Origin of the sequence: Streptomyces sp. NPDC047525 (assembly GCF_040643025.1) — a bacterium.
Classification (GTDB): Bacteria; Actinomycetota; Actinomycetes; order Streptomycetales; family Streptomycetaceae; genus Streptomyces; species Streptomyces durmitorensis.
The window spans coordinates 517595-535887 of sequence record NZ_JBEYTL010000006.1; the positions used below are offsets into that span (position 1 = coordinate 517595).

Sequence of the window (18293 nt, forward strand, 5' to 3'; positions counted from 1 at the left end):
GGTCAGTCCCCTTCCGGGACGGGGAAGCGCTGGAGCTCGCCGGGCAGGCGCGAGCCGAGCGGCGACATCCCGCCGTCCGCTCCGTGCCGGGCGAGCAGGTCGAGGGCGAGACGGCCGCGGCGGACCCGCTCACGGGCGGTGGCCAGGGTGTGGTCGCGCAGGTGGGCACCGTAGGGGTAGATGCCGGGGGACTTGCTCAGGCCGAACTTGAGGTAGAGCGGGGCGCCGCGCCGGATCAGCTCGGCCGCCTCGTACATCCGGACGTAGCCGCCGAGGTCGTCGGGTGCCTCGACGTACAGGTCCATCGGGGCGCTGCTTGCCCGGCGGATCTCCGTGAGGTGGTCCAGGGTGAGGTCGGAGGGGATGTTGAGGGAGTCGGCGCCGAGCCGTTCGTAGACCGCGTACGAGGCCGGGTTGACCGGGCCGATCAGGGCCGACACCTTGAACGTGGTGTCGGCGGGCAGTACACCGGCCACCCGCAGCCGGTGCAGCGTCCACAGCACGCCCTCGTCGGCGACGAGCAGGCAGCGCACCCCCAACTCCGTGGCGCGCACGGCGTCCTCGACGCATCCGGCGAGCGCGTCGTGGCCGCGCGAGCGAAGGCCGCCGCCGCCGGAGTCGGTGCGGGTCGCGGCGCCGATGTCCCAGGTGCCGCGCGGCCCGGTGAACAGGCAGAGCTCGATGTCCCGTTCGGCGCAGGCCTCCACCATCTCGGTGATCTCGTCGTCGGAGAGCATCCAGATGCCGCTGCCCTGGCTGATCCGGTGGATCGGTACGTCGAGCCGCGAGCTCTCCTTGAGGACGACGGCCAGCGCTTCGGGGCCCTCCACGGAGGGGATCTCGGTGCGCCAGGTGCCACCGTCGGGGAACGCGTGCGGGGACGCGTCGGCCGGGTCGATGGCGGGTACGGGGTGCCCGATGCGGGCGAGGGCGTCGACGCCGGGACGGCGGGGTGCTGACGGGCTGGTCACGGGACTCCCATACGCAGTGGATTCTGCTGTGTTCGATATTTCGTACGTTGGTCGGTTCAAGGGGTGCACGGCGGTACGGCCACGACTCCCCGGTGGGTCAGGGGCGCAGGAGCACCTTCCCGGTCTTCGGGTCACCGCCGCCGACCAGCGCGACGGCCTCGCCGAACTGCTCAAGGGGGAACTCGTGCGTGATGAGCGGGGCCGGGTCGAGCAGACCGAGCCCGAACGCCCGCACCGCGTCCGACCAGGCGGAGGACGGCGCGCCGAAGACACTGCGCACCTCCAGCTGGCTCAGCGAGAGATGCACCGGATCGATGCCGACGGCGCCGGGCGTGAACATGCCGGTCAGCACCACCCGGCCGCCCCTGCGCGCGAGCAGGCACGAGGAAGCGGCCGTGCTCGGCGCGCCCGCGGTCTCCACGACCAGGTCGAAACGACCGTGGTACGCCTCCGATTCGGCGGGCGTCAGACTCTCGCTCGCCCCGAAGTCCAGTGCCTGCCTGCCACGTTCGGCCCGCGGGTCGATCACGGACAGCTCGCCGGGCGACGAGGCGGCGAGGAGTTGCACCGCGAGCATCCCGAGGGTGCCCGCGCCGACCACCGCGATCCGCTCGCCGGGCCTCGGTCGCCCCGTCCGCACCGCGCCGGCGATCACCGCGGCGGGTTCGAGCAGGGCGGCGGCGGCCAGGTCCGCGTCCGGATGCAGGAGATGCAACAGACGGGCGGGTACGGCCACATGGTCGGCGAAGGCGCCGGGCTCGGTGAACCCGGTCTCCGCGTACCCGCCGCCGCACAGGCTCGTCTCGCCGCACCGGCACCGCTCGCAGGTGCCGCAGGCGCGGAACCCCTCGGCGACGACCTTCTGCCCGGCGAGCGCCGGGTCGACGCCCTCGCCGGTGGCCTCGACGGTGCCGGACCACTCGTGCCCGGGGATCACGGGATAGCGCACATAGGCGGCGTCCCGGTGACCGTCGTAGACCTCGCGGTCGCTCATGCAGATCCCGGCGGCCGCCACCCGGACCAGGACCTCACCGGGTCCCGGCTCGGGCGGCGCCCCGACCGTGAGCCGGTGGGAGCCCGGCCGGTCGACGACGATCGCGCGTGAGCCGGTGCTCACTTCCCCGCCGCCTTGGGGGCGCGCTTCTCCCAGCCCTCGGCCCACAGGTCGAACCGCGCCTGCTGCTGCGGGAACTCGGCCGCCGCGTCCGTGTCGAGCTCGACGCCGAGGCCCGGCTCGTGCGACACCTCGAAGTAGCCGTCGACCACCTGGGGCGCGCCCTTGACCACCTTCTTGATCTCCGCGTCCGCGAAGTCGTTGAAGTGCTCGAGGATCTTGAAATTGGGTGTGCAGGCGGCGAGTTGGAGCGAGGCCGCGGTGAGCACGGAGCCGCCCACATTGTGCGGGGCGATCAGCGTGTAGTGCGTCTCCGCGGTCGCGGCCAGCTTGCGGGTCTCCAGGATGCCGCCGATGTGGCCGAGGTCCGGCTGGATGATGTCGGCGGCCTGGGACTCGAAGAGCTCGCGGAACTCGATCCGGTCGTGGATGCGCTCACCCGTGGCGATCGGCATGTCCACCTTGGCGGCGACCTTCTCCAGCGCCTTGAGGTTCTCCGGCGGCACCGGCTCCTCGAGCCAGGCCGGCCGGAACGGCGCCATGTCCTTCGCCAGGCGCACGGCCGTGGACGGGCTGAACCGCCCGTGCATCTCCAGCATCAGCTCGGCGTCCGGGCCGATCGCGTCCCGCACCGCCTCGATCAGCGAGACCGCGTAGGACGTGCCCGCCTGGTCGAGCTCGAAGTGCCCGGTCCCGAACGGGTCGATCTTCAGGGCGCGGTAGCCCCGCTCGACCACGGCCCGAGCGGCCTTGTGGTACGCCTCCGGGGTGCGCTCGGTGGTGTACCAGCCGTTGGCGTACGCCTTGACCTTGTCGGTCACCTTCCCGCCGAGCAGCTGCCAGACCGGCACGCCCAGGGCCTTGCCCTTGATGTCCCAGCAGGCCATCTCCACGCAGGCGATGCCCGACATGACGATCTCGCCGGCCCGGCCGTAGTCGCCGTACTTCATCTTCCGCACGAGGTCCTCGACCGCGAACGGGTCGGACCCCACGATGTGGTTGGCCGCCGCCTCCTGGAGGTAGCCGAGCAGCGCGTCGGTGCGGCCGAGCATGCGGGTCTCGCCGACGCCGGTGAGGCCTTCGTCGGTATGGACCTGGACGTAGGTGAGATTGCGCCACGGCGTCCCCACCACGTGCGTGCTGATTCCCGTAATACGCAAGGCAGTTGCCCCTTGGTTGTTCGGTATTTCGTCACACGTTCGAAATGTTGGCGTGACCGTATTCACGCAGGCGGCAGGGTGTCAATGGGTCGCGCGAAACGGTCTTGGACCCACAGGTGACCCTCAGGCCGTTGCGCGTCGAACCTCGCTGTGTCTAGCCTGTGTTCGTCATATCGATCGTTGACCGAAGTTTCGGACGCAGCTTCGGACGCACGGGGTGGGAGGCCGACCATGGGACGACTGGTTCCAGCGGTGACCAGGGCGCTGGACATACTGGAGCTGTTCCTGGAGGGCGACGGGACACTGTCCGCCCCCGAGGTCACTCGCAGACTCCAGCTGCCGCGCACCACCGTGCACGAACTGCTCACCACCCTCGCCGCCCGTTCGTACCTTGTCCAGATCCCGGACCAGACGGGCCGCTACCGCCTCGGTGTCCGCGCCTACCAGCTCGGCAGCCGGTACGCGGAACAGCTCGACCTGGCCGCCGAGGGCCAGCAGGTGGCGCGCGAGGTCGCCGAGACCTGCGACGAGACGGTCCACGTGGCGGTCCTGGAGGACACGGACGTCATCTACATCGCCAAGGTGGACTCCACGCACGCCGTCCGCATGGTCTCCGCCGCGGGCCGCAAACTGCCCGCGCACTGCACGTCGGTGGGCAAGATGCTGCTCGCCTCACTGCCCCCGGCCGAGCTCGAGACCCGGCTCGCGGGACGGGAGCTGGTGGCGATGACCCAGAACAGCATCACGGAGCCGGACGCACTGCTGGCAGCGCTCGCCGAGGTCCGCGAGCGCGGGGTCGCGGCCGAACACCGCGAGTCCAACCCGGACGTGAGCTGCGTGGCGGCCCCGGTCCGCGACAGCGCGGGCCACGTCGTCGCGGCGCTGTCCATCTCCGTGCCGATGATCCGCTGGAGCGAGCAGCGCGAGGACGAACTGGCAGAGCTGGCCGCCAAGGGGGCGGGCGATCTCTCGGAGCGCCTGGGGCACCGGGGCGGACGCTAGACCTTCGACTCGGGGCTGGCCTTCTTCGGCCCCGGGCTAGTTCTTCGACTCCAGGTCCAGGAGCAGCTGCTTGGCCTCCAGGCCGCCCGCGTAGCCGGTCAGTGAGCCGTCGGCGCCGAGGACCCGGTGGCAGGGGCGGACGACGAGCAGCGGGTTGCGCCCGATCGCCGTGCCCAGGGCGCGGACCGCGGCGCGCGAGATGCCGAGCTGCTCGGCGAGCTTCCCGTACGAGGTGGTCGTGCCGTACGGGAGCGTGTCGAGGGCGTGCCAGACCCGCTCCTGGAAGTCGGTGCCGACGCCGCTCACGTACTCGATGTCGAAGTGCCGACGCGTCCCCTCGAAGTACGAGCGCAACTGCCCGGCGATCACGGCGAAGGCCTCGTCGTCGCGCACCCACCCGTCCCGCACGACGGCGCCGCCCTTCTGCCCCGGCAGGGACAGCGAGGCCAGCGCGGTGCCGCCGTTCGCGGTGGCCGACTCCTCGCCCACCAGCAGCAGCTCGCCCAGCGGGCTGTCGACGGTCGTGTAGACGGCCTTCGCCATGACCTTGGTCATCAGTTGCTCCCTAGTGTCCCGTGCTCCCTGGTGGCCCGGTGACATCCACAAGTCTGCGGTCTTCGCGGGCGCGCGGCTGGCGGGATTCGGACGTGGCGCTCACCCGGGTGTCGCGGCCGGCGTCAGGGTCAGCCGGGCGCAGCGTGTGCGATCCGATGAGGGGCCCGTCTCCAGGAGGACCTCGCCCGGCTCCACGACGTACTCCAGGGCGCGGTCCAGCGAGGCCAGCGTATCCGCGTCGACGACGAAGGCGACCTCGGCCCGCTCGCCGGGATCCAGGTCGATGCGGGCGAATCCGCGCAGCTCACGGACGCGCGGCCAGGAGCTCGAGCCCGCGACCCGGCGCACATAGAGCTGCACGGTCTCCCGCACCGCCCGCGCACCCGTGTTCGTCACGGCGACCGTGCAGGTGAGCGCCGGATCGCCGACCGGAGCCTGCGTGCGGGAGAGCCGGGGCCCCTCGTACTCGACGGTCGTGTACGAGAGGCCGTGACCGAAGGCGTGGAGCGCGGTGGCGGGCTGGTCCACGTAGCCCCGGTAGCCGTGATCCTTGGCGTTGTAGAACACCGGGAGCTGGGCCGCCGAGCGCGGCACGGAGACGGGAAGACGCCCCACGGGCTCCGCGCGCCCGAAGAGCACGTCGGCGACCGCCCGCCCTCCCCACGGCCCCGGATACCAGGCACAGAGCACGGCACGGGCCCGCCCGGAAAGCTCCGGCACGGCATGCGGCCGACCCTGGACGAGGACCACGACGACGGGCGTACCGGTGGCGGCCACGGCATCGAGCAGTGCCAACTGCCCATCCGGCAGCGCCAGTTCGGCGAGGTCGACACCCTCGCCGCACGTCATGCCCGCCGGAGCGCCGGAAGCCACGACAGCGGCCCCATTGCTGTCGAAGCGGGTGTCGGCCTCCCGCGCGCTCGACCCGCCGAGCACGAGGACGGCGGTATCGGCACCGGCGGCGAGTGCCACGGCTTCCGCGACCCCGCCCTGGTCGCCGCCGACAAGATCGCAGCCCCGCGCGTACGCCACCTCGGTGCCCGGCGGCGCCACCGCCCTGATGCCGTCGAGGACGGTGAGCCCGGTGCCGGGGCGCTGCGGCGCGGTGTAGTCGCCGAGCTGCTGGGGGAGCGCGTCGGCGTTGGGGCCGATGACGGCGATGCGGGAGGGCTCCGCCAGGGGGAGCGTCGACCCGTCATGGCTCAGCAGGACCACGGACTCGCGGGCCAGGCGTTCACTCAACTCGGCCTGCTGGGGCCTGTGGTGGGCGGTCTCGTCGACGTAGGGCCGCTCGAAGAGGCCCAGGCGGAACTTCAGCGCCAGGACGCGGGCGACCGCCGCGTCCAGGGCGTCCTCGGAGATCAGGCCACGCTCCACCGCCTCCGCGAGCCGCGGGAAGCAGCCGTCCCACAGGCTCAGGTCCGTGCCCGCGCCCAGGGCGAGCGCGCCCGCCGCCACCGGGTCACCGGCGAGGCGTACGAGCCGGTCGAGGGCGCACCCGTCGGCCATGACCAGACCGGTGAACCCCCAGCGCTCGCGCAGCAGGCCGGTGAGCAGCTCTCGGCTGGCCGCGCACGGCAGGCCGTCGTACTCGTTGTACGCGGCCATGACACCCGCGGCCCCGGCGCGGACCCCGGCCCGCGCCGCCACCAGGTGGATCTCGTGGAGTTCGCGCGGGCCGAGCTCCGTGGCCGCGCTGTTGCGGCCGCCCACCGTCGCGCCCTGCCCGGCGAAGTGCTTGAGCACGACCGCCGCGCGGTCGGGGGCGAAGGCGGGACCGTCACCCTGCATGCCCCGCACCAGCGCCTGCGTGAAGCGCGCCGCCAGGTACGGGTCCTCGCCGAAGCACTCCTCCGCGCGTCCCCAGCGCGGATCCCGGACGAGGTCGAGCGCCGAGACGAGGGCGACATGGCCGCCCCGGGCGCGCAGTTCAGCCGCCGCACCCGCCGCGGCGGCCTCGTACAGGTCCGGGTCCCAGGTCGCGCCCACCGCGAGATTCACCGGAAGCACCGTGCCGTCCAGGGCCTGGTGGCCGTGCGGGACCTCCTCGACCATCAGGACCGGAATGCCGAGCCGGGTGCTCGACATGACATGCCGCTGCACCGAGTCGGCGACCCGGGCCGCGTCCGCGGCCGTGATGCCGTCCGCGAACGTCACCCCCGACCACGGGTCGGCACGCTGCAGTCCGTACAGCGCGCCCATCCCGTCGAACGCGGCGACCTCGGCGCGGAAGGCGTCCGTCAGGCGGTGGCCTCCCCGGGGGCCGGGCGTCCGCTCGTACGCGTGCCAGCCGTACATCCGCTGGTTGACCTGGCCCACCTTCTCGGTGAGCGTCATCCGGGAGAGCAGGTCGCGCACCCGGTCGGCGACCGGAGCGTCCGCGTCCCGGTACAGCGGCTCGCTCATCGCTGCTGAAGGACGTGCACGCCGAACGGGGCGAGCCGCGCCTCCTCCACCGCCTCACCCGTCACCAGGTCGTGCAGCGAACCGTCCACCGTCGGACGCACCGTCAGCTCCTCGTCCGACTGGCTGACCAGCCACACGAACCGCCGCCCGTCCTCGTGGACGAGGACGTCCGCCGAGACGTAGGGACTGTCCACCGTCACCGTCCGCTCCACACCGGCCAGTTGGGCCAGCGCCGCGTACAGCCGGTGCGTCTGCTCCGGGTTGACGCGGGCCGTGCGCGCGGCCATGTGCTCCAGCGGGTAGGTGGCAAGGACCGTACGGCCGCGCCCCGTCTCGTGGACCAGGAGCGCGGGGCGGCCGTGCGCGTCCTTCGCCACGACCCGCGCCCCTGTCGGGACGACCGGCAGATAGGCGCGGCTGTCCTCGTTGCCCGCGACGGGGAAGCGGAGTGTCTCGCCCGCCGGGATGCCGCCGAACTCCTCCGTGAAGGTCATCTCCAGGACGTCGTCCTCGATGGGTTCGGCCACCCCGTAGGTGAGCTGGAGCTCGACGCCGAAGAGCCCGTCCAGATCGTCGAACCACGGGCCGCGCGTGCCGGGGTGCTCGCCGGAGCAGAACGACAGGTACACGGTGGCGCCCTCGCGGGCCCGCCGCTCCAGCTCGCGCCGCGTCCGGGTGGTCAACTGCCGGGTGGACGGCAGGAGATAGAGCGCCGCGTCGCCGGGCATCCCGTCCGCCTCCCGCGTGAGGCTCACCGGGAGATCGGCCCCGCGCGCGGCGACGTAACCCTGGTGGAGGGACGTGAAGATCAGGGGCCGGTCGGCGGGGCGGCTGTAGGGGTAGCCGCGCTCCAGGAACGCGGGCACCACGAGCGCCGCGTCCGCGTCCGAACGGCGGCAGCGCGCGAAGTCCACCTGCTCCAACACCTTGGAGAACGCGGCGAGTTCGACGAGCGGCGCCTTCGGGGCTCCCTTGCTGTCGGTGATGCCGAAGTGCATCTCGAAGGGGTGGTGGTCGTACGGCGACTGGTCCCACAGATCGTCGTAGTCGGTGTTGTTCCAGGCCATCCAGCCGGTCGCGCCGCCGAGGAGGGAGTTGTGGAGCGTCTGGCGGTAGTAGATGCCCGCGTTCTGTGCGGACACGGTGTCCGTCGAGAGCCCGAACTCCTCCAGGATCACCGGCTGTCCGGTGACCGCCGCCAGCTCGCACTCGAACGCGGCGCGGTAGTGCTGACGTACGCGGTCGGTGTCGGAGCGGTACACGTGCGGGCCCACGAAATCGACGTACTCGGCCGTGTCCCGCAGCGAGAAGCCGTTGTCGCGGCCGGTCACCTCGATGCCCCACGCGCCGTCGCCGAGCGACACCGGCTGCGTGCCGCCCGCCGCGCGCACCGCGTCGCACATGAACTGCGCCCAGGCGGTGACGACATCGCTGGAGGGCGGGTCCACCTGGTAGATGCGGCCGTAGCCCGGCATCTCGTTGGTGATGAGCCAGCCGGTGACCGCCGCGTGGTCCTTGAAGCGGCGCGTCATCTGCGAGACGAACCACGCCTGGCGGCCGACCAGCCACACGTCCTCGTAGAGGTCGCGGTCCCCGCGCCACGCCGGGTCCCAGTTCTCGCCGGACATGTGCCCGACGATGAAGGTCGGCACGGTGCCCATCCCCAACTCGGTGTGCGCGTCGAGGAAGTCACGGAAGCGCTCGCACAACTCCTCGTCGATGCGGTGCGGTTCGGGGTGGAAGTCCGGCCAGTAGAAGAAGGAGCGGGTCATCGTCAGGCCGTGCTCGCGCAGCACGGCCAGTTCCTCGCGGACGGTCTTCGGGTCGTAGTTCCGCCACATCAGCGGACCGCCGGTGCGGGACCAGAAGTTGGCGCCTATCCAGGGCAGGACGGCGGAGTCATGGGTGAGGTGGGCGCTGTGGCGTCGCATGGTGGTACTCAGGTCTTTCCGTACGGGGGTGAAGAGGTGATCAGGAGCGGAGGGCGGAGGTCAGTCGGCGGGCCCGGTCGACTCGCGGACGACGAGCCGTGGCCGGTCGTCGAGCGCCGCGGGCGGCACGTCCTCGCCGCACTGCGCAAGGAGCGCACGCGCGGCGGCGGCACCGACCCGCTGCACCTGCTGGTCGACGGTCGTCAGACGCGGATGGAGCCAGCGGCCGATGGGGAGATTGTCGTAGCCGACGACGGACAGGTCGTCCGGGACGCGAAGGCCGGCGCGCTGGGCCGCGCCGATGCCGCACACCGCCATGGAGTCATTGGCGTACATGACGGCGGTGGGACGCTCCGCCATGCCGAGCAGCTCCTCGGTCGCGGCGACGGCCGCCGCCTCGGAGAAGTCGGTGCTCAGGACGGCAGCGGGCCGGGCTCCCTTGAGCAGCAAGGTCTCTTCGAAGACCGCGCGGCGCAGCCCCGTGTGCAGCAGCTCGCCGGGCCCCGACACATAGGCGATGCGCCGGTGACCGAGCTCCATGAGGTGGTCGACGGCTTCGTGTATGCCGGCGCCCTGGTTGCCCAGGCCCACGGTGGGCACGAGCGCGTCCGGCCGGGGCGCGCCGAGCAGCACGGCGGGCAGGCCGAGGCCCCGCAGGAGCGGCGGGCGCGGATCGTCGGCGCGGGCGTCGGTCAGGACGGCTCCGTCGACGCGGCCCTCGGCGGCAAGGCGTTCGTAGAGCGCACTCTCCTCGGCCACGTCCGTGACCAGGTGGAGCAGCAAGCCGTAGCCACGTGGGGCCAGTTCGCCCTCAAGGCCGGTGATCAGCTCGCTGAAGTGCGGGTCGGCGCCGAGCACGTCCGTGGGGCGGCGCACCACGAGGGCGAGCGTGCGCGTCCGCGCGCTGCGCAGGGCCGTCGCAGTGGCGCTCGGCGACCAGCCGAGCTCGGCGGCGGCGTCCAGGATGCGGCGCCGGGTGGCCTCGGAGATGCGGCCCTTGGCGTTGAAGGCCTGCGAGACGGCGGCCGTGGAGACCCCGGCCGCCGCGGCGACCGCCTTGATCGTCGGACGCGCGCCGCTGTCCCTGCTGTTGTCCCTGCGAGATGTCTCCGACCCGCTCACATCTTCACCGCCCCACTGACGAGGGCCTGCTGCATCCGCTTCTGCAGCACCGTGTAGACGGCCCATACCGGTACGAGAGTCAGAACCGTACCGGCGGTCAGCACCCCGTAATCCGTCCCCGTGAGGGACTTCAGGGTGGGCAGGGCGACCTGGACGGTGCGCTGGGACGGGTCGGGGCCGATGATCACGAGCGAGTAGAGGTATTCGTTCCAGAACGTCAGGAAGTTCAGGAGCAGCACCGTCGCGATGCCGGGCAGACACATCGGCGTATAGACGTGGCGCAGGACCGCGAACGTGGAGGCGCCGTCCATCCGGGCCGCCTCCTCCATCTCCTTGGGGATGGTCCGCATGAACTGCACCAGGATGACGACGGACAGCGGCATCGCGGTCGCGGGCAGGAACAGCACCATGAACAGGCGGGTGTGGAACAGGCCGGTCGCCGCGGCCAGCAGGAACGTCGGGAAGAGCGCGGCGAACGTCGGGATGAGGAAGCCCAGCGAGAAGACCTTCTCGACGAACGCGCCGAGCGGGCCCGTGGCGCGGGCGATGGCGAACGCCGCCGGGATCGCGAGTGCCAGCGTCAGCGCGAGCGAGAAGGCCGTCACCAGCGCCGAGTTGAAGACCGCGAGCCCCAGATCGGCGCTCTCGAAGGCCGTGCCGAAATTGCCGAACGACAGCGAGGTGGGGAGGGAGAAGGGGCTGGCGAAGATCTGCTCGTTCGTCTTGAAGGCGGAGGCGAGCAGGTAATAGAGGGGGACGACGAGCAGCGCCGCGTACGCCCACGCCAGGATGTGCGCGGGCAGCCAGGACTTTCCGTGCTTCAAGGTGACCGGCTCCAATCGGGGGTCGTGCGGCGTCAGTAGTTCTGGCGGAACGCGCGGCGGATGGTGAGCAGACCGACGAGACCGACCAGGAAGAGGATCACGCCCACCGTCTGGCTGTAGCCGAGGTCGGCCGCGATGAACGCCTTCTGGTAGACGAGGAAGGAGAGCGTCGTCGACGAACTGCCGGGCCCGCCCTGCGTGAGCAGCAGGACGTGCTGTGCGGAGCCGAAGAACGTCCAGAGGAACTGGAGCATCGTCACCACGCCCACGTACTCGCGGATGACCGGGAAGTGCACGCCCCACATCGTCCGCCAGTGCCCGGCGCCGTCCAGCTGCGCCGCCTCGCCGATCTCCTCGGGCACACTGCCGAGCCGGGCGGCGAACAGGACGGCGGTGAAGCCGATGCCGCCCCAGATGTCGAGCACGATCAGACACGCGAGGGCCGTGGAGGGGGAGGCGAGCCAGGCGTCGGTCAGCGAGCCGAGGCCCACCGACTTCAGCGCGCCGTTGACCAGGCCGTCGGGGGAGAGCGCCGCGTAGAACACCATCGCCTTGGCCGGGGTGGAGATCAGGCCGGGGATGAAGAGCAGGTAGCGCAGGACCCGGTGGCCCGGCGGCTTCTGCGCCACGTAGTAGCCCAGCATGTACGCGCACACGATCATGATCGGCAGCGCGACGGCGAGCTGGACCGCCGTGTTGCGCACGGCGTCCCAGAACACCGGGTCGTCGAAGACCGTACGGACGTTGTCGAGCCCGGCGAACGAGACGGGCTGGAGCATGCCCGGCCAGTGCAGGGCCGCGATCACGAAGATCGCGACCATCGGGCCGACCATGAAGACCAGGTACCAGACCAGGGCAGGGACGGCGAGGATCGTGCCGCCCTCGCGGCGGCGCTTGCGGACGGGTGGCTCGGACGGTGCGGGGCGGACCTTCGTCCCGCCCGGCGTCGACGTCATTGTCGTCATCGCTGGTGACTCCCAGAAGGCTCGGACGGGCGGCTCATGCGGTGCGGTACGCGGCTTCGAGGACGGAGCGCACCTTGGCGGGGCTCGTGCCGCGCGTGAACGCCGTGCTCGTCGCGGTGATCAGCGGCTGCGTCGCGGCCGGCGGGACGTACAGGTCGGGCAGCAGGGCCTGGCTGACGTCGGTGCCGAGCTTCTGCGCCTCGGCGACGAGCGGGAAGTCCGTGCTGAGGGTGTCGGAGCGCAGGGCCATGTCGCGGCCGGACTCCTTGATGAAGCGCGAGACGGTGTCCTCGCGGTACATGAAGCGCAGGAACTTCTCGACGGCGTCCAGCTTCTTCGTGCCGTTCGGGCTGATCCAGAAGCCGATGAGGGTGTACGTCCGCAGGATCGTCGGCTTGGCGTGCGCGGCGTCCGGCGCGAGCGGCCAGCCGCCGACCTCGGTGTGCCGGGCGACCTTCTGAGGGACCTTGGCGAGCGCGGATGACATCGCGGACTCGATGGCGGCGGCCTCGGTGTTGAACTGCGTCGTCATCGTGTCGGACGTCAGGCCCTGTGCCTTGTCGGCGAAGACGCCCGCGTCACGCAGGGCGGCGAAGTACTCGATGCCCTCGCGTGCGCCCCTGCTGCCGCTGAAGTCGCCGCTCGTGAACACCTTCCGCGCCTCGTCGGGGGAGAGGAACGTCTGGATGATCTGGGCGAGGAGCTTCTGGCCCGTCCAGTCGTTGCCGCCGACGGTCACCGGTGCGATGCCCTTGGCGCGGAGCTTGCGGGCGGCGGATATCAGCTGGTCGCCGGTGGTGGGTATCTCGTCGACACCGGCTTTGTGGAGCAGCGCGGTGTTGTACGCGACGGGCCAGTTGGTGGCGAAGTACGGGAAGGCCCGAAGGCGGCCCTTGCCGTCGGTCCAGGCGTCGAGGGCGACGGGCAGGACCCGCTTTCGCAGGCCCCAGTCGTCCATGTACGCCTTGACGTCGACGGTCGCCCCGACATCGGTCCAGGCCAGCGTCTTGTCGTAGAGGTTCACCATGACGACGTCCGGCTCCTTGCGGGCAAGCCGGGAGGTCTCGTAGACCTGCGCGAGGTCGTCGCCGTTGACGAGGTTCTTCACCTTCAGGCCGGGATTCTCGTCCCGGAAGGCGTCGAGGGCGGACAGGTACGTGGGCGAGCCCGGAGCGGTGGTGCCGAGCTGGCTGTGCACCACGAGCGTGTCGGGATCGGAATCCGCCGACGCCAGCGTGGAACAGCCGGCGAGGGCGGGCAGGGTGGTGGCGGCGGCCAGGCCTGAACCTGCGGCGAGGAAGCCGCGCCGACTCATCGTTGAGCGCACAGCGGGATGTCTCCAACCAGGGCGGTTAATCGATATACCTGCGGGGGTGCGAGGAGCGTAGGAGTGCTTCGTTGAATGGTCAATCCCCTGTTGCGCACGGTGAATCTTCCGGCATTCCGGTCAAAACGGTCACCTGGGGGTGCGCTGCGCCGAAGTGGCGCCCGCCACGTCTTTATGCAACTAGTTGCACAAGGGGTCGGCGTCCTCTAGAACTGTCGTGACGACACACCGCGTACGGAGGGCCCGCATGAGCCGCTACCCGAACCTGCTGAACCCGCTCGACCTGGGCTTCACCACCCTGCCCAACCGGGTCCTGATGGGATCCATGCACGTGGGCCTGGAAGAGGCGCCGAACGGCTTCGAGCGGATGGCGGAGTTCTACGCGACCCGTGCGCGCGGCGGTGTCGGCCTCATCGTCACCGGCGGCATCGCCCCGAACGAGCTCGGCCGCCCCTGGGACGGCGGCGCCAAGCTGACCACCGAGGCGGAGGCCCAGGAGCACGCGGGCGTCACGGCGGCCGTGCACGCCGCGGGCGGCAAGATCGCCATGCAGATCCTGCACTTCGGGCGGTACGCCTACCACGAGGGCCTCGTCGCGCCGAGCGCGATCAAGGCGCCGATCAGCCCCTTCGTGCCCCGCGCCCTCACGGACGACGAGGTCGAGCAGACCATCGAGGACTTCGTGCGCGCCGCCGAGCTCGCCAAGCTCGCGGGCTACGACGGCGTCGAAGTCATGGGCTCCGAGGGCTACTTGATCAACGAGTTCATCGCGGCCCCCACCAACCAGCGCGAGGACCGCTGGGGCGGCGCCTACGAGAACCGCATCCGCTTCCCCGTCGAGATCGTCCGGCGCATACGCGAGCGCGTCGGCGCGGACTTCATCATCATCTACCGCCTCTCCATGCTCGACCTCGTCCCCGGCGGCTCGACCCTCGAAGAGGTCGTCCACCTCGCCAAGGAGATCGAGGCCGCGGGCGCCACGATCATCAACACCGGCATCGGCTGGCACGAGGCGCGCATCCCCACCATCGCGACGTCGGTGCCGCGCGGCGCGTACACCTTCGTCACGAAGAAGGTCATGGGCGAGGTTTCCGTGCCGCTCGTCACCACCAACCGCATCAACACCCCTGAGATCGCCGAGCAGTTGCTCGCCGACGGCGCCGCCGACATGGTGTCCCTGGCCCGCCCGCTCCTGGCCGACCCGGACTTCGTCGCCAAGGCGCAGGCCGAGGACTCCGACGCCATCAACACCTGCATCGGCTGCAACCAGGCCTGCCTGGACCACACCTTCAACCTGCAGATCACCTCCTGCCTGGTGAACCCGCGCGCCTGCCACGAGACCGAGCTGGTCCTCGCGCCGACCCGCACCAAGAAGCGCGTCGCCGTCGTGGGCGCGGGCCCGGCCGGTCTTGCCTTCGCGGTCTCCGCGGCCGAGCGCGGCCACGCCGTCACGCTCATCGACGCGGCGTCCGAGATCGGCGGTCAGCTCAACGTCGCCCGCAAGGTCCCCGGCAAGGAAGAGTTCGACGAGACCCTGCGCTACTACCGCACGCAGCTCGAACGGCACGGCGTGGACGTCCAGTTGAACACCCGCGCCACGGCGGAAGGGCTGGCGAAGGCTGCGTACGACGAGGTGGTCGTCGCCACCGGAGTCACGCCCCGCACCCCCGAGATCCCCGGCATCGACCACCCCAGCGTGGTCGGCTACCTCGACGTGCTGCGCGACAGCGCGCCCGTGGGGGAGCGGGTCGCGATCATCGGCGCGGGCGGCATCGGCTTCGACGTCGCGGAGTACCTCACCGACGGCGGCGACAAGGCCAGCCTGGACCCGGCGACGTACTTCCGTCAGTGGGGCGTCGACATGGACTACAAGGACCGCGGCGGCCTGACCGAGCCCGACCGCCCCACCCCGCCGCGCCAGGTGCACCTCCTGCAGCGCAAGACGTCCAAGGTCGGCCAGGGCCTCGGCAAGACCACGGGCTGGATCCACCGCACCGAGCTGCGCCACCGCGGCGTCACCATGGTCGCGGGCGCGAGCTACGACCTGATCGACGACGCGGGTCTGCACGTCACGGTCGACGGACAGTCCACGGTCATCCCCGTCGACACGGTCGTCCTCTGCTCCGGCCAGGACCCGCGCCGCGACCTGTACGAGGAGCTGCTGGCCGCCGGGCACAGCGCGCACCTCATCGGGGGCGCGGACGTGGCGGCCGAGCTGGACGCCAAGCGCGCCATCAAGCAGGGCACGGAGCTGGCCGCGGCGCTGTGACACCGGGCGTCCGCCCCGGGACGCCGTACCTAGGATGGCCGCCATGTCACTCCCGCACGCGATCCTCACCGCCCTGATGGAGAAGCCCTCGTCCGGGCTGGAGCTCACCCGCAGGTTCGACAAGTCGATCGGCTACTTCTGGTCGGCCACGCACCAGCAGATCTACCGCGAGCTGGGGAAACTGGAGCGGGACGGGGCCATCCGCGCCCTTGAGCAGCAGCAGGCGACCCGCGGGCAGAAGAAGGAGTACGAGGTCCTGCCCGCGGGCCGTGCCGAGCTGGCCCGCTGGACGGCCGCGAGCCAGGACCCCAAGCCGCTGCGGGACACGCTGCTGCTGCGCCTGCGGGCGGCGGCGGTCGTCGGCACGGAGGGCATCGAGGCGGACCTGCACCGCCATCTCGCCCTGCACCGGCGGCAGTTGGCCGAGTACGAGGAGATCGAGAAGCGGGACTTCCCGCCGGGCAAGGACGCGGTGGAGGACCGGCTGAGGCATGTGGTGCTGCGGGCCGGGATCGATCTGGAGACGTTCTGGACGCAGTGGCTGGAGCGGACGCTGGAGGAGCTCGGGGCGCCGGACGCCTGACGTTCGTTCGTGCCTGGTGCCTGGCGCCTGGTGCGAATGTCAAAGACGGCTGCCGCCGGCCCGACGTGAGTCGGGACCGGCGGCAGCCGCTTTCCTCGTGGCCCTGGATCCCTGGATCTGGATCAGAGCCGGTGCTGCGCGCCGCGGCGGCGCAGGTACCAGGTGCCACCACCGACGCCGGCCAGGGCCACGAGGGCCCCGCCCGCGGCGAGGGTGAGCGTGCCGTAGTCCTCGCTGCCACCGCCGAGACCGCCCCGGACGCCGCGCGCGGGCGCCGTCGTGGACGAGGTGGTCGGCGATGCCCCGACGGTGACCGTCTGGGAGCCGGCCGCCGAACCGTCCTCGCAGACCACAGCCACCGTATGGACGCCGGTGCTGACGTTCTGCCAGGAGGCGCTGCCGCCCGTCAGTTCCACTTGCCTTCCTTGGGCGAAACTGGACTGGCCGTTGCTCATCAGCGAGGCGTCGCCTCCGTTGACGCAGGCCGCGGTGGTGACCGTGACCGTCGATCCCGTGGCGGTGACCGTGATTCCTCCGGCGGCGAACGCCGACGGAGCGGTCAGTGCCAGCGGAAGTGCAGCAGCGGCGGCGATGGTCAGGCCGGCGCGGACGAATATCTGAGTGGTACGCATGAGTCTGCCCTCCGGTGGCACGGGAGGCGGTACATCCCATGCGCCGCCGGGGGTCGGGGAGCGCCCGTGCTACCTGACGACGAGCCAACGTGCCCTTCGCCGATGCCGCATGCGGACAGCCACCGGGCAGGTGACGGAATCCTTCGTACGGCCGACAGCTGACCCGGCGTCATGGGCGTCCGTGGCCTTCTGGGCGTCTGTCGCCCTCTGGGCTTCAGCCGATGGTGACCGTCCGTTCGGCGGAGTAGCCGCCCCATGTCCCGTCGGGGAGCTTGGCCCGGAGCTTCACGCGGTGCGTGTCCCCCGGCTTCTTGCCCACGTAGAAGGTGTGCGTGGCCTTCTTCCGGGGCGCCGCACCGCCGAACACCAGCGAGGTGGCCGTCTTGCCGTCGAGGTGGATCTGGTACTCCGCCACCGCGCCGCCGGTGTGCGGCGGTGTCCAGGCCAGGTCGATGTAGTACGCCCCGTCGGCGTGGCGGGTCTTCGCGCGGAAGTCCGTCGGCGCCGTGCCCCGCCCGTCGTCCCGGCCCGCCGCGGTGGTCAGGCGGACGGCGCGGCTCGCGGGTGACGCGTTGTCGGCCGCGTCGAGCGCCTTGACGGTGAAGCGGTAGGCCGTGCCAGGCCGCAACCCGGTGACGAGGGTCTCGCGCTCGCTCCCGGCCACGCTGTGGATCTTCGACGTGCCCTGATAGATCTCGTACGAGGCGACGCCCTTGTCGTCCTTCGAGGCACCCCAGGACAGCGTCACCGCCCGGCTCCCCTCGGTCGCGCCCCGGGGCGAGCCGGGCCGGGACGGCGGTTCGCGGTCCGCGGCGGCCGCGGCGGGCGTGGTCACCGTCAGCTTCCTGCTGGCAGGGCTGACGTTCCCCTCGGCGTCACGGGCGCGGACGGTGAAGGTGTAGGCCGTGGACGGCTTCAGGCCGACGACGTCCACCATGTGCTTGGCGCTCGGCACACGCTCGACCCTGGTGGCGCCCCGGTACACGTCGTAACCGGTGACTTCCGTGTCGTCCGTGGCCTGGTTCCACATGACGTGGGCGGTGGTGGCGCTGCCCGCCTGGACGGTGACGCCTCGGGGGGCGGCCGGGGGCTGCACGTCCTTCGTGTCCTGGCCGCCGCCCCAGGCGCAGGAGGTGAGGGTGCAGGTGGTGGCAAGGAGGAGGGCGGAGAGAGGGGTGGACAGGTGGGGGGTCCGTCGCACGGTCGTGCCTTCCACTCGGGCGGCATTGGTCCGGACCTATTTGACAGTGGTGTCGAGTGCACATCAAGAGGCGGGCCGCACTTCGAGAGGGTGTGCGCGTCCGCCGTCCGGGCCCTGAGCGGTGACCGAGGTGTACGACCCGGGACAGATTGGGATGTCTGGTCACGAGCTCGGGCCGACTGCCTCGGCTCATCCGACCAACCGTCAGTTCCTCCCAGGAAAGGCCCTTTC

The 18293-nt window shown here is 71.3% G+C and carries 15 protein-coding genes; 3 read left to right on the forward strand and 12 right to left on the reverse strand.

Translation table 11 applies throughout. The annotated features are described in order from the left end of the window. Positions 1–2 precede the first annotated feature (2 nt). From ABZ833_RS20480 to ABZ833_RS20490, 3 genes are all read right to left on the reverse strand, one after another. Positions 3–971: a hypothetical protein gene (locus tag ABZ833_RS20480; RefSeq protein ID WP_361048575.1), complete on the reverse strand. Its 969-nt coding sequence runs from the start codon at positions 969–971 to the stop codon at positions 3–5. A 97-nt stretch (positions 972–1068) separates the two neighbouring features. After that, entirely contained in the window at positions 1069–2088 is a 1020-nt protein-coding gene (locus tag ABZ833_RS20485; RefSeq protein ID WP_361048577.1) for an alcohol dehydrogenase catalytic domain-containing protein, read from the reverse strand. Beyond that, on the reverse strand, positions 2085–3245 hold the full coding sequence (locus tag ABZ833_RS20490; protein WP_361048579.1) for a mandelate racemase/muconate lactonizing enzyme family protein: 1161 nt from the start codon (positions 3243–3245) through the stop codon (positions 2085–2087). The genes ABZ833_RS20485 and ABZ833_RS20490 overlap by 4 nt, the downstream gene beginning before the upstream one ends. 231 nt (positions 3246–3476) lie before the next feature. Between ABZ833_RS20490 and ABZ833_RS20495 the strand changes: the two genes are divergently transcribed. Continuing rightward, complete coding sequence (locus ABZ833_RS20495) at positions 3477–4247, forward strand: IclR family transcriptional regulator (protein WP_361048581.1); 771 nt, start codon at positions 3477–3479, stop codon at positions 4245–4247. Between the two features lie 36 nt (positions 4248–4283). Here the strand turns inward: ABZ833_RS20495 and ABZ833_RS20500 are convergent, their stop codons facing one another. The 7 genes from ABZ833_RS20500 to ABZ833_RS20530 all read right to left on the reverse strand — a co-directional run bounded on the left by ABZ833_RS20500 (position 4284) and on the right by ABZ833_RS20530 (position 13377). Then, positions 4284–4802: a methylated-DNA--[protein]-cysteine S-methyltransferase gene (locus ABZ833_RS20500; protein WP_249591643.1), complete on the reverse strand. Its 519-nt coding sequence runs from the start codon at positions 4800–4802 to the stop codon at positions 4284–4286. A 99-nt stretch (positions 4803–4901) separates the two neighbouring features. After that, positions 4902–7208 (reverse strand): glycoside hydrolase family 3 N-terminal domain-containing protein, encoded by a 2307-nt coding sequence (locus ABZ833_RS20505; protein ID WP_361048583.1) that lies wholly within the window; start codon positions 7206–7208, stop codon positions 4902–4904. Then, positions 7205–9139, reverse strand: a complete 1935-nt coding sequence (locus tag ABZ833_RS20510; RefSeq protein ID WP_361048585.1) for a cellulase family glycosylhydrolase — start codon at positions 9137–9139, stop codon at positions 7205–7207. The genes ABZ833_RS20505 and ABZ833_RS20510 overlap by 4 nt, the downstream gene beginning before the upstream one ends. 60 nt (positions 9140–9199) lie before the next feature. Next, positions 9200–10201, reverse strand: coding sequence for a LacI family DNA-binding transcriptional regulator (locus ABZ833_RS20515; RefSeq protein WP_361048769.1), 1002 nt, complete (start codon positions 10199–10201; stop codon positions 9200–9202). 56 nt (positions 10202–10257) lie between these two features. Next, on the reverse strand, positions 10258–11085 hold the full coding sequence (locus ABZ833_RS20520; protein WP_361048587.1) for a carbohydrate ABC transporter permease: 828 nt from the start codon (positions 11083–11085) through the stop codon (positions 10258–10260). Positions 11086–11117: 32 nt separating this feature from the next. Next, positions 11118–12050 (reverse strand): sugar ABC transporter permease, encoded by a 933-nt coding sequence (locus ABZ833_RS20525; protein ID WP_361048589.1) that lies wholly within the window; start codon positions 12048–12050, stop codon positions 11118–11120. A 34-nt stretch (positions 12051–12084) separates the two neighbouring features. Then, entirely contained in the window at positions 12085–13377 is a 1293-nt protein-coding gene (locus ABZ833_RS20530) for an ABC transporter substrate-binding protein (RefSeq protein ID WP_361048591.1), read from the reverse strand. A gap of 247 nt (positions 13378–13624) precedes the next feature. Between ABZ833_RS20530 and ABZ833_RS20535 the strand changes: the two genes are divergently transcribed. Both ABZ833_RS20535 and ABZ833_RS20540 read left to right on the forward strand, forming a co-directional pair. Continuing rightward, complete coding sequence (locus ABZ833_RS20535; RefSeq protein ID WP_361048593.1) at positions 13625–15646, forward strand: NADPH-dependent 2,4-dienoyl-CoA reductase; 2022 nt, start codon at positions 13625–13627, stop codon at positions 15644–15646. 43 nt (positions 15647–15689) lie between these two features. Further along, positions 15690–16229: a PadR family transcriptional regulator gene (locus ABZ833_RS20540; RefSeq protein ID WP_361048595.1), complete on the forward strand. Its 540-nt coding sequence runs from the start codon at positions 15690–15692 to the stop codon at positions 16227–16229. A 122-nt stretch (positions 16230–16351) separates the two neighbouring features. On the opposite strand, the gene ABZ833_RS20545 is transcribed toward ABZ833_RS20540, so the two are convergent. Further along, positions 16352–16861, reverse strand: a complete 510-nt coding sequence (locus tag ABZ833_RS20545; RefSeq protein ID WP_249591652.1) for a hypothetical protein — start codon at positions 16859–16861, stop codon at positions 16352–16354. A gap of 214 nt (positions 16862–17075) precedes the next feature. Further along, entirely contained in the window at positions 17076–18062 is a 987-nt protein-coding gene (locus tag ABZ833_RS20550) for a fibronectin type III domain-containing protein (protein ID WP_361048597.1), read from the reverse strand. Positions 18063–18293: the final 231 nt, after the last annotated feature.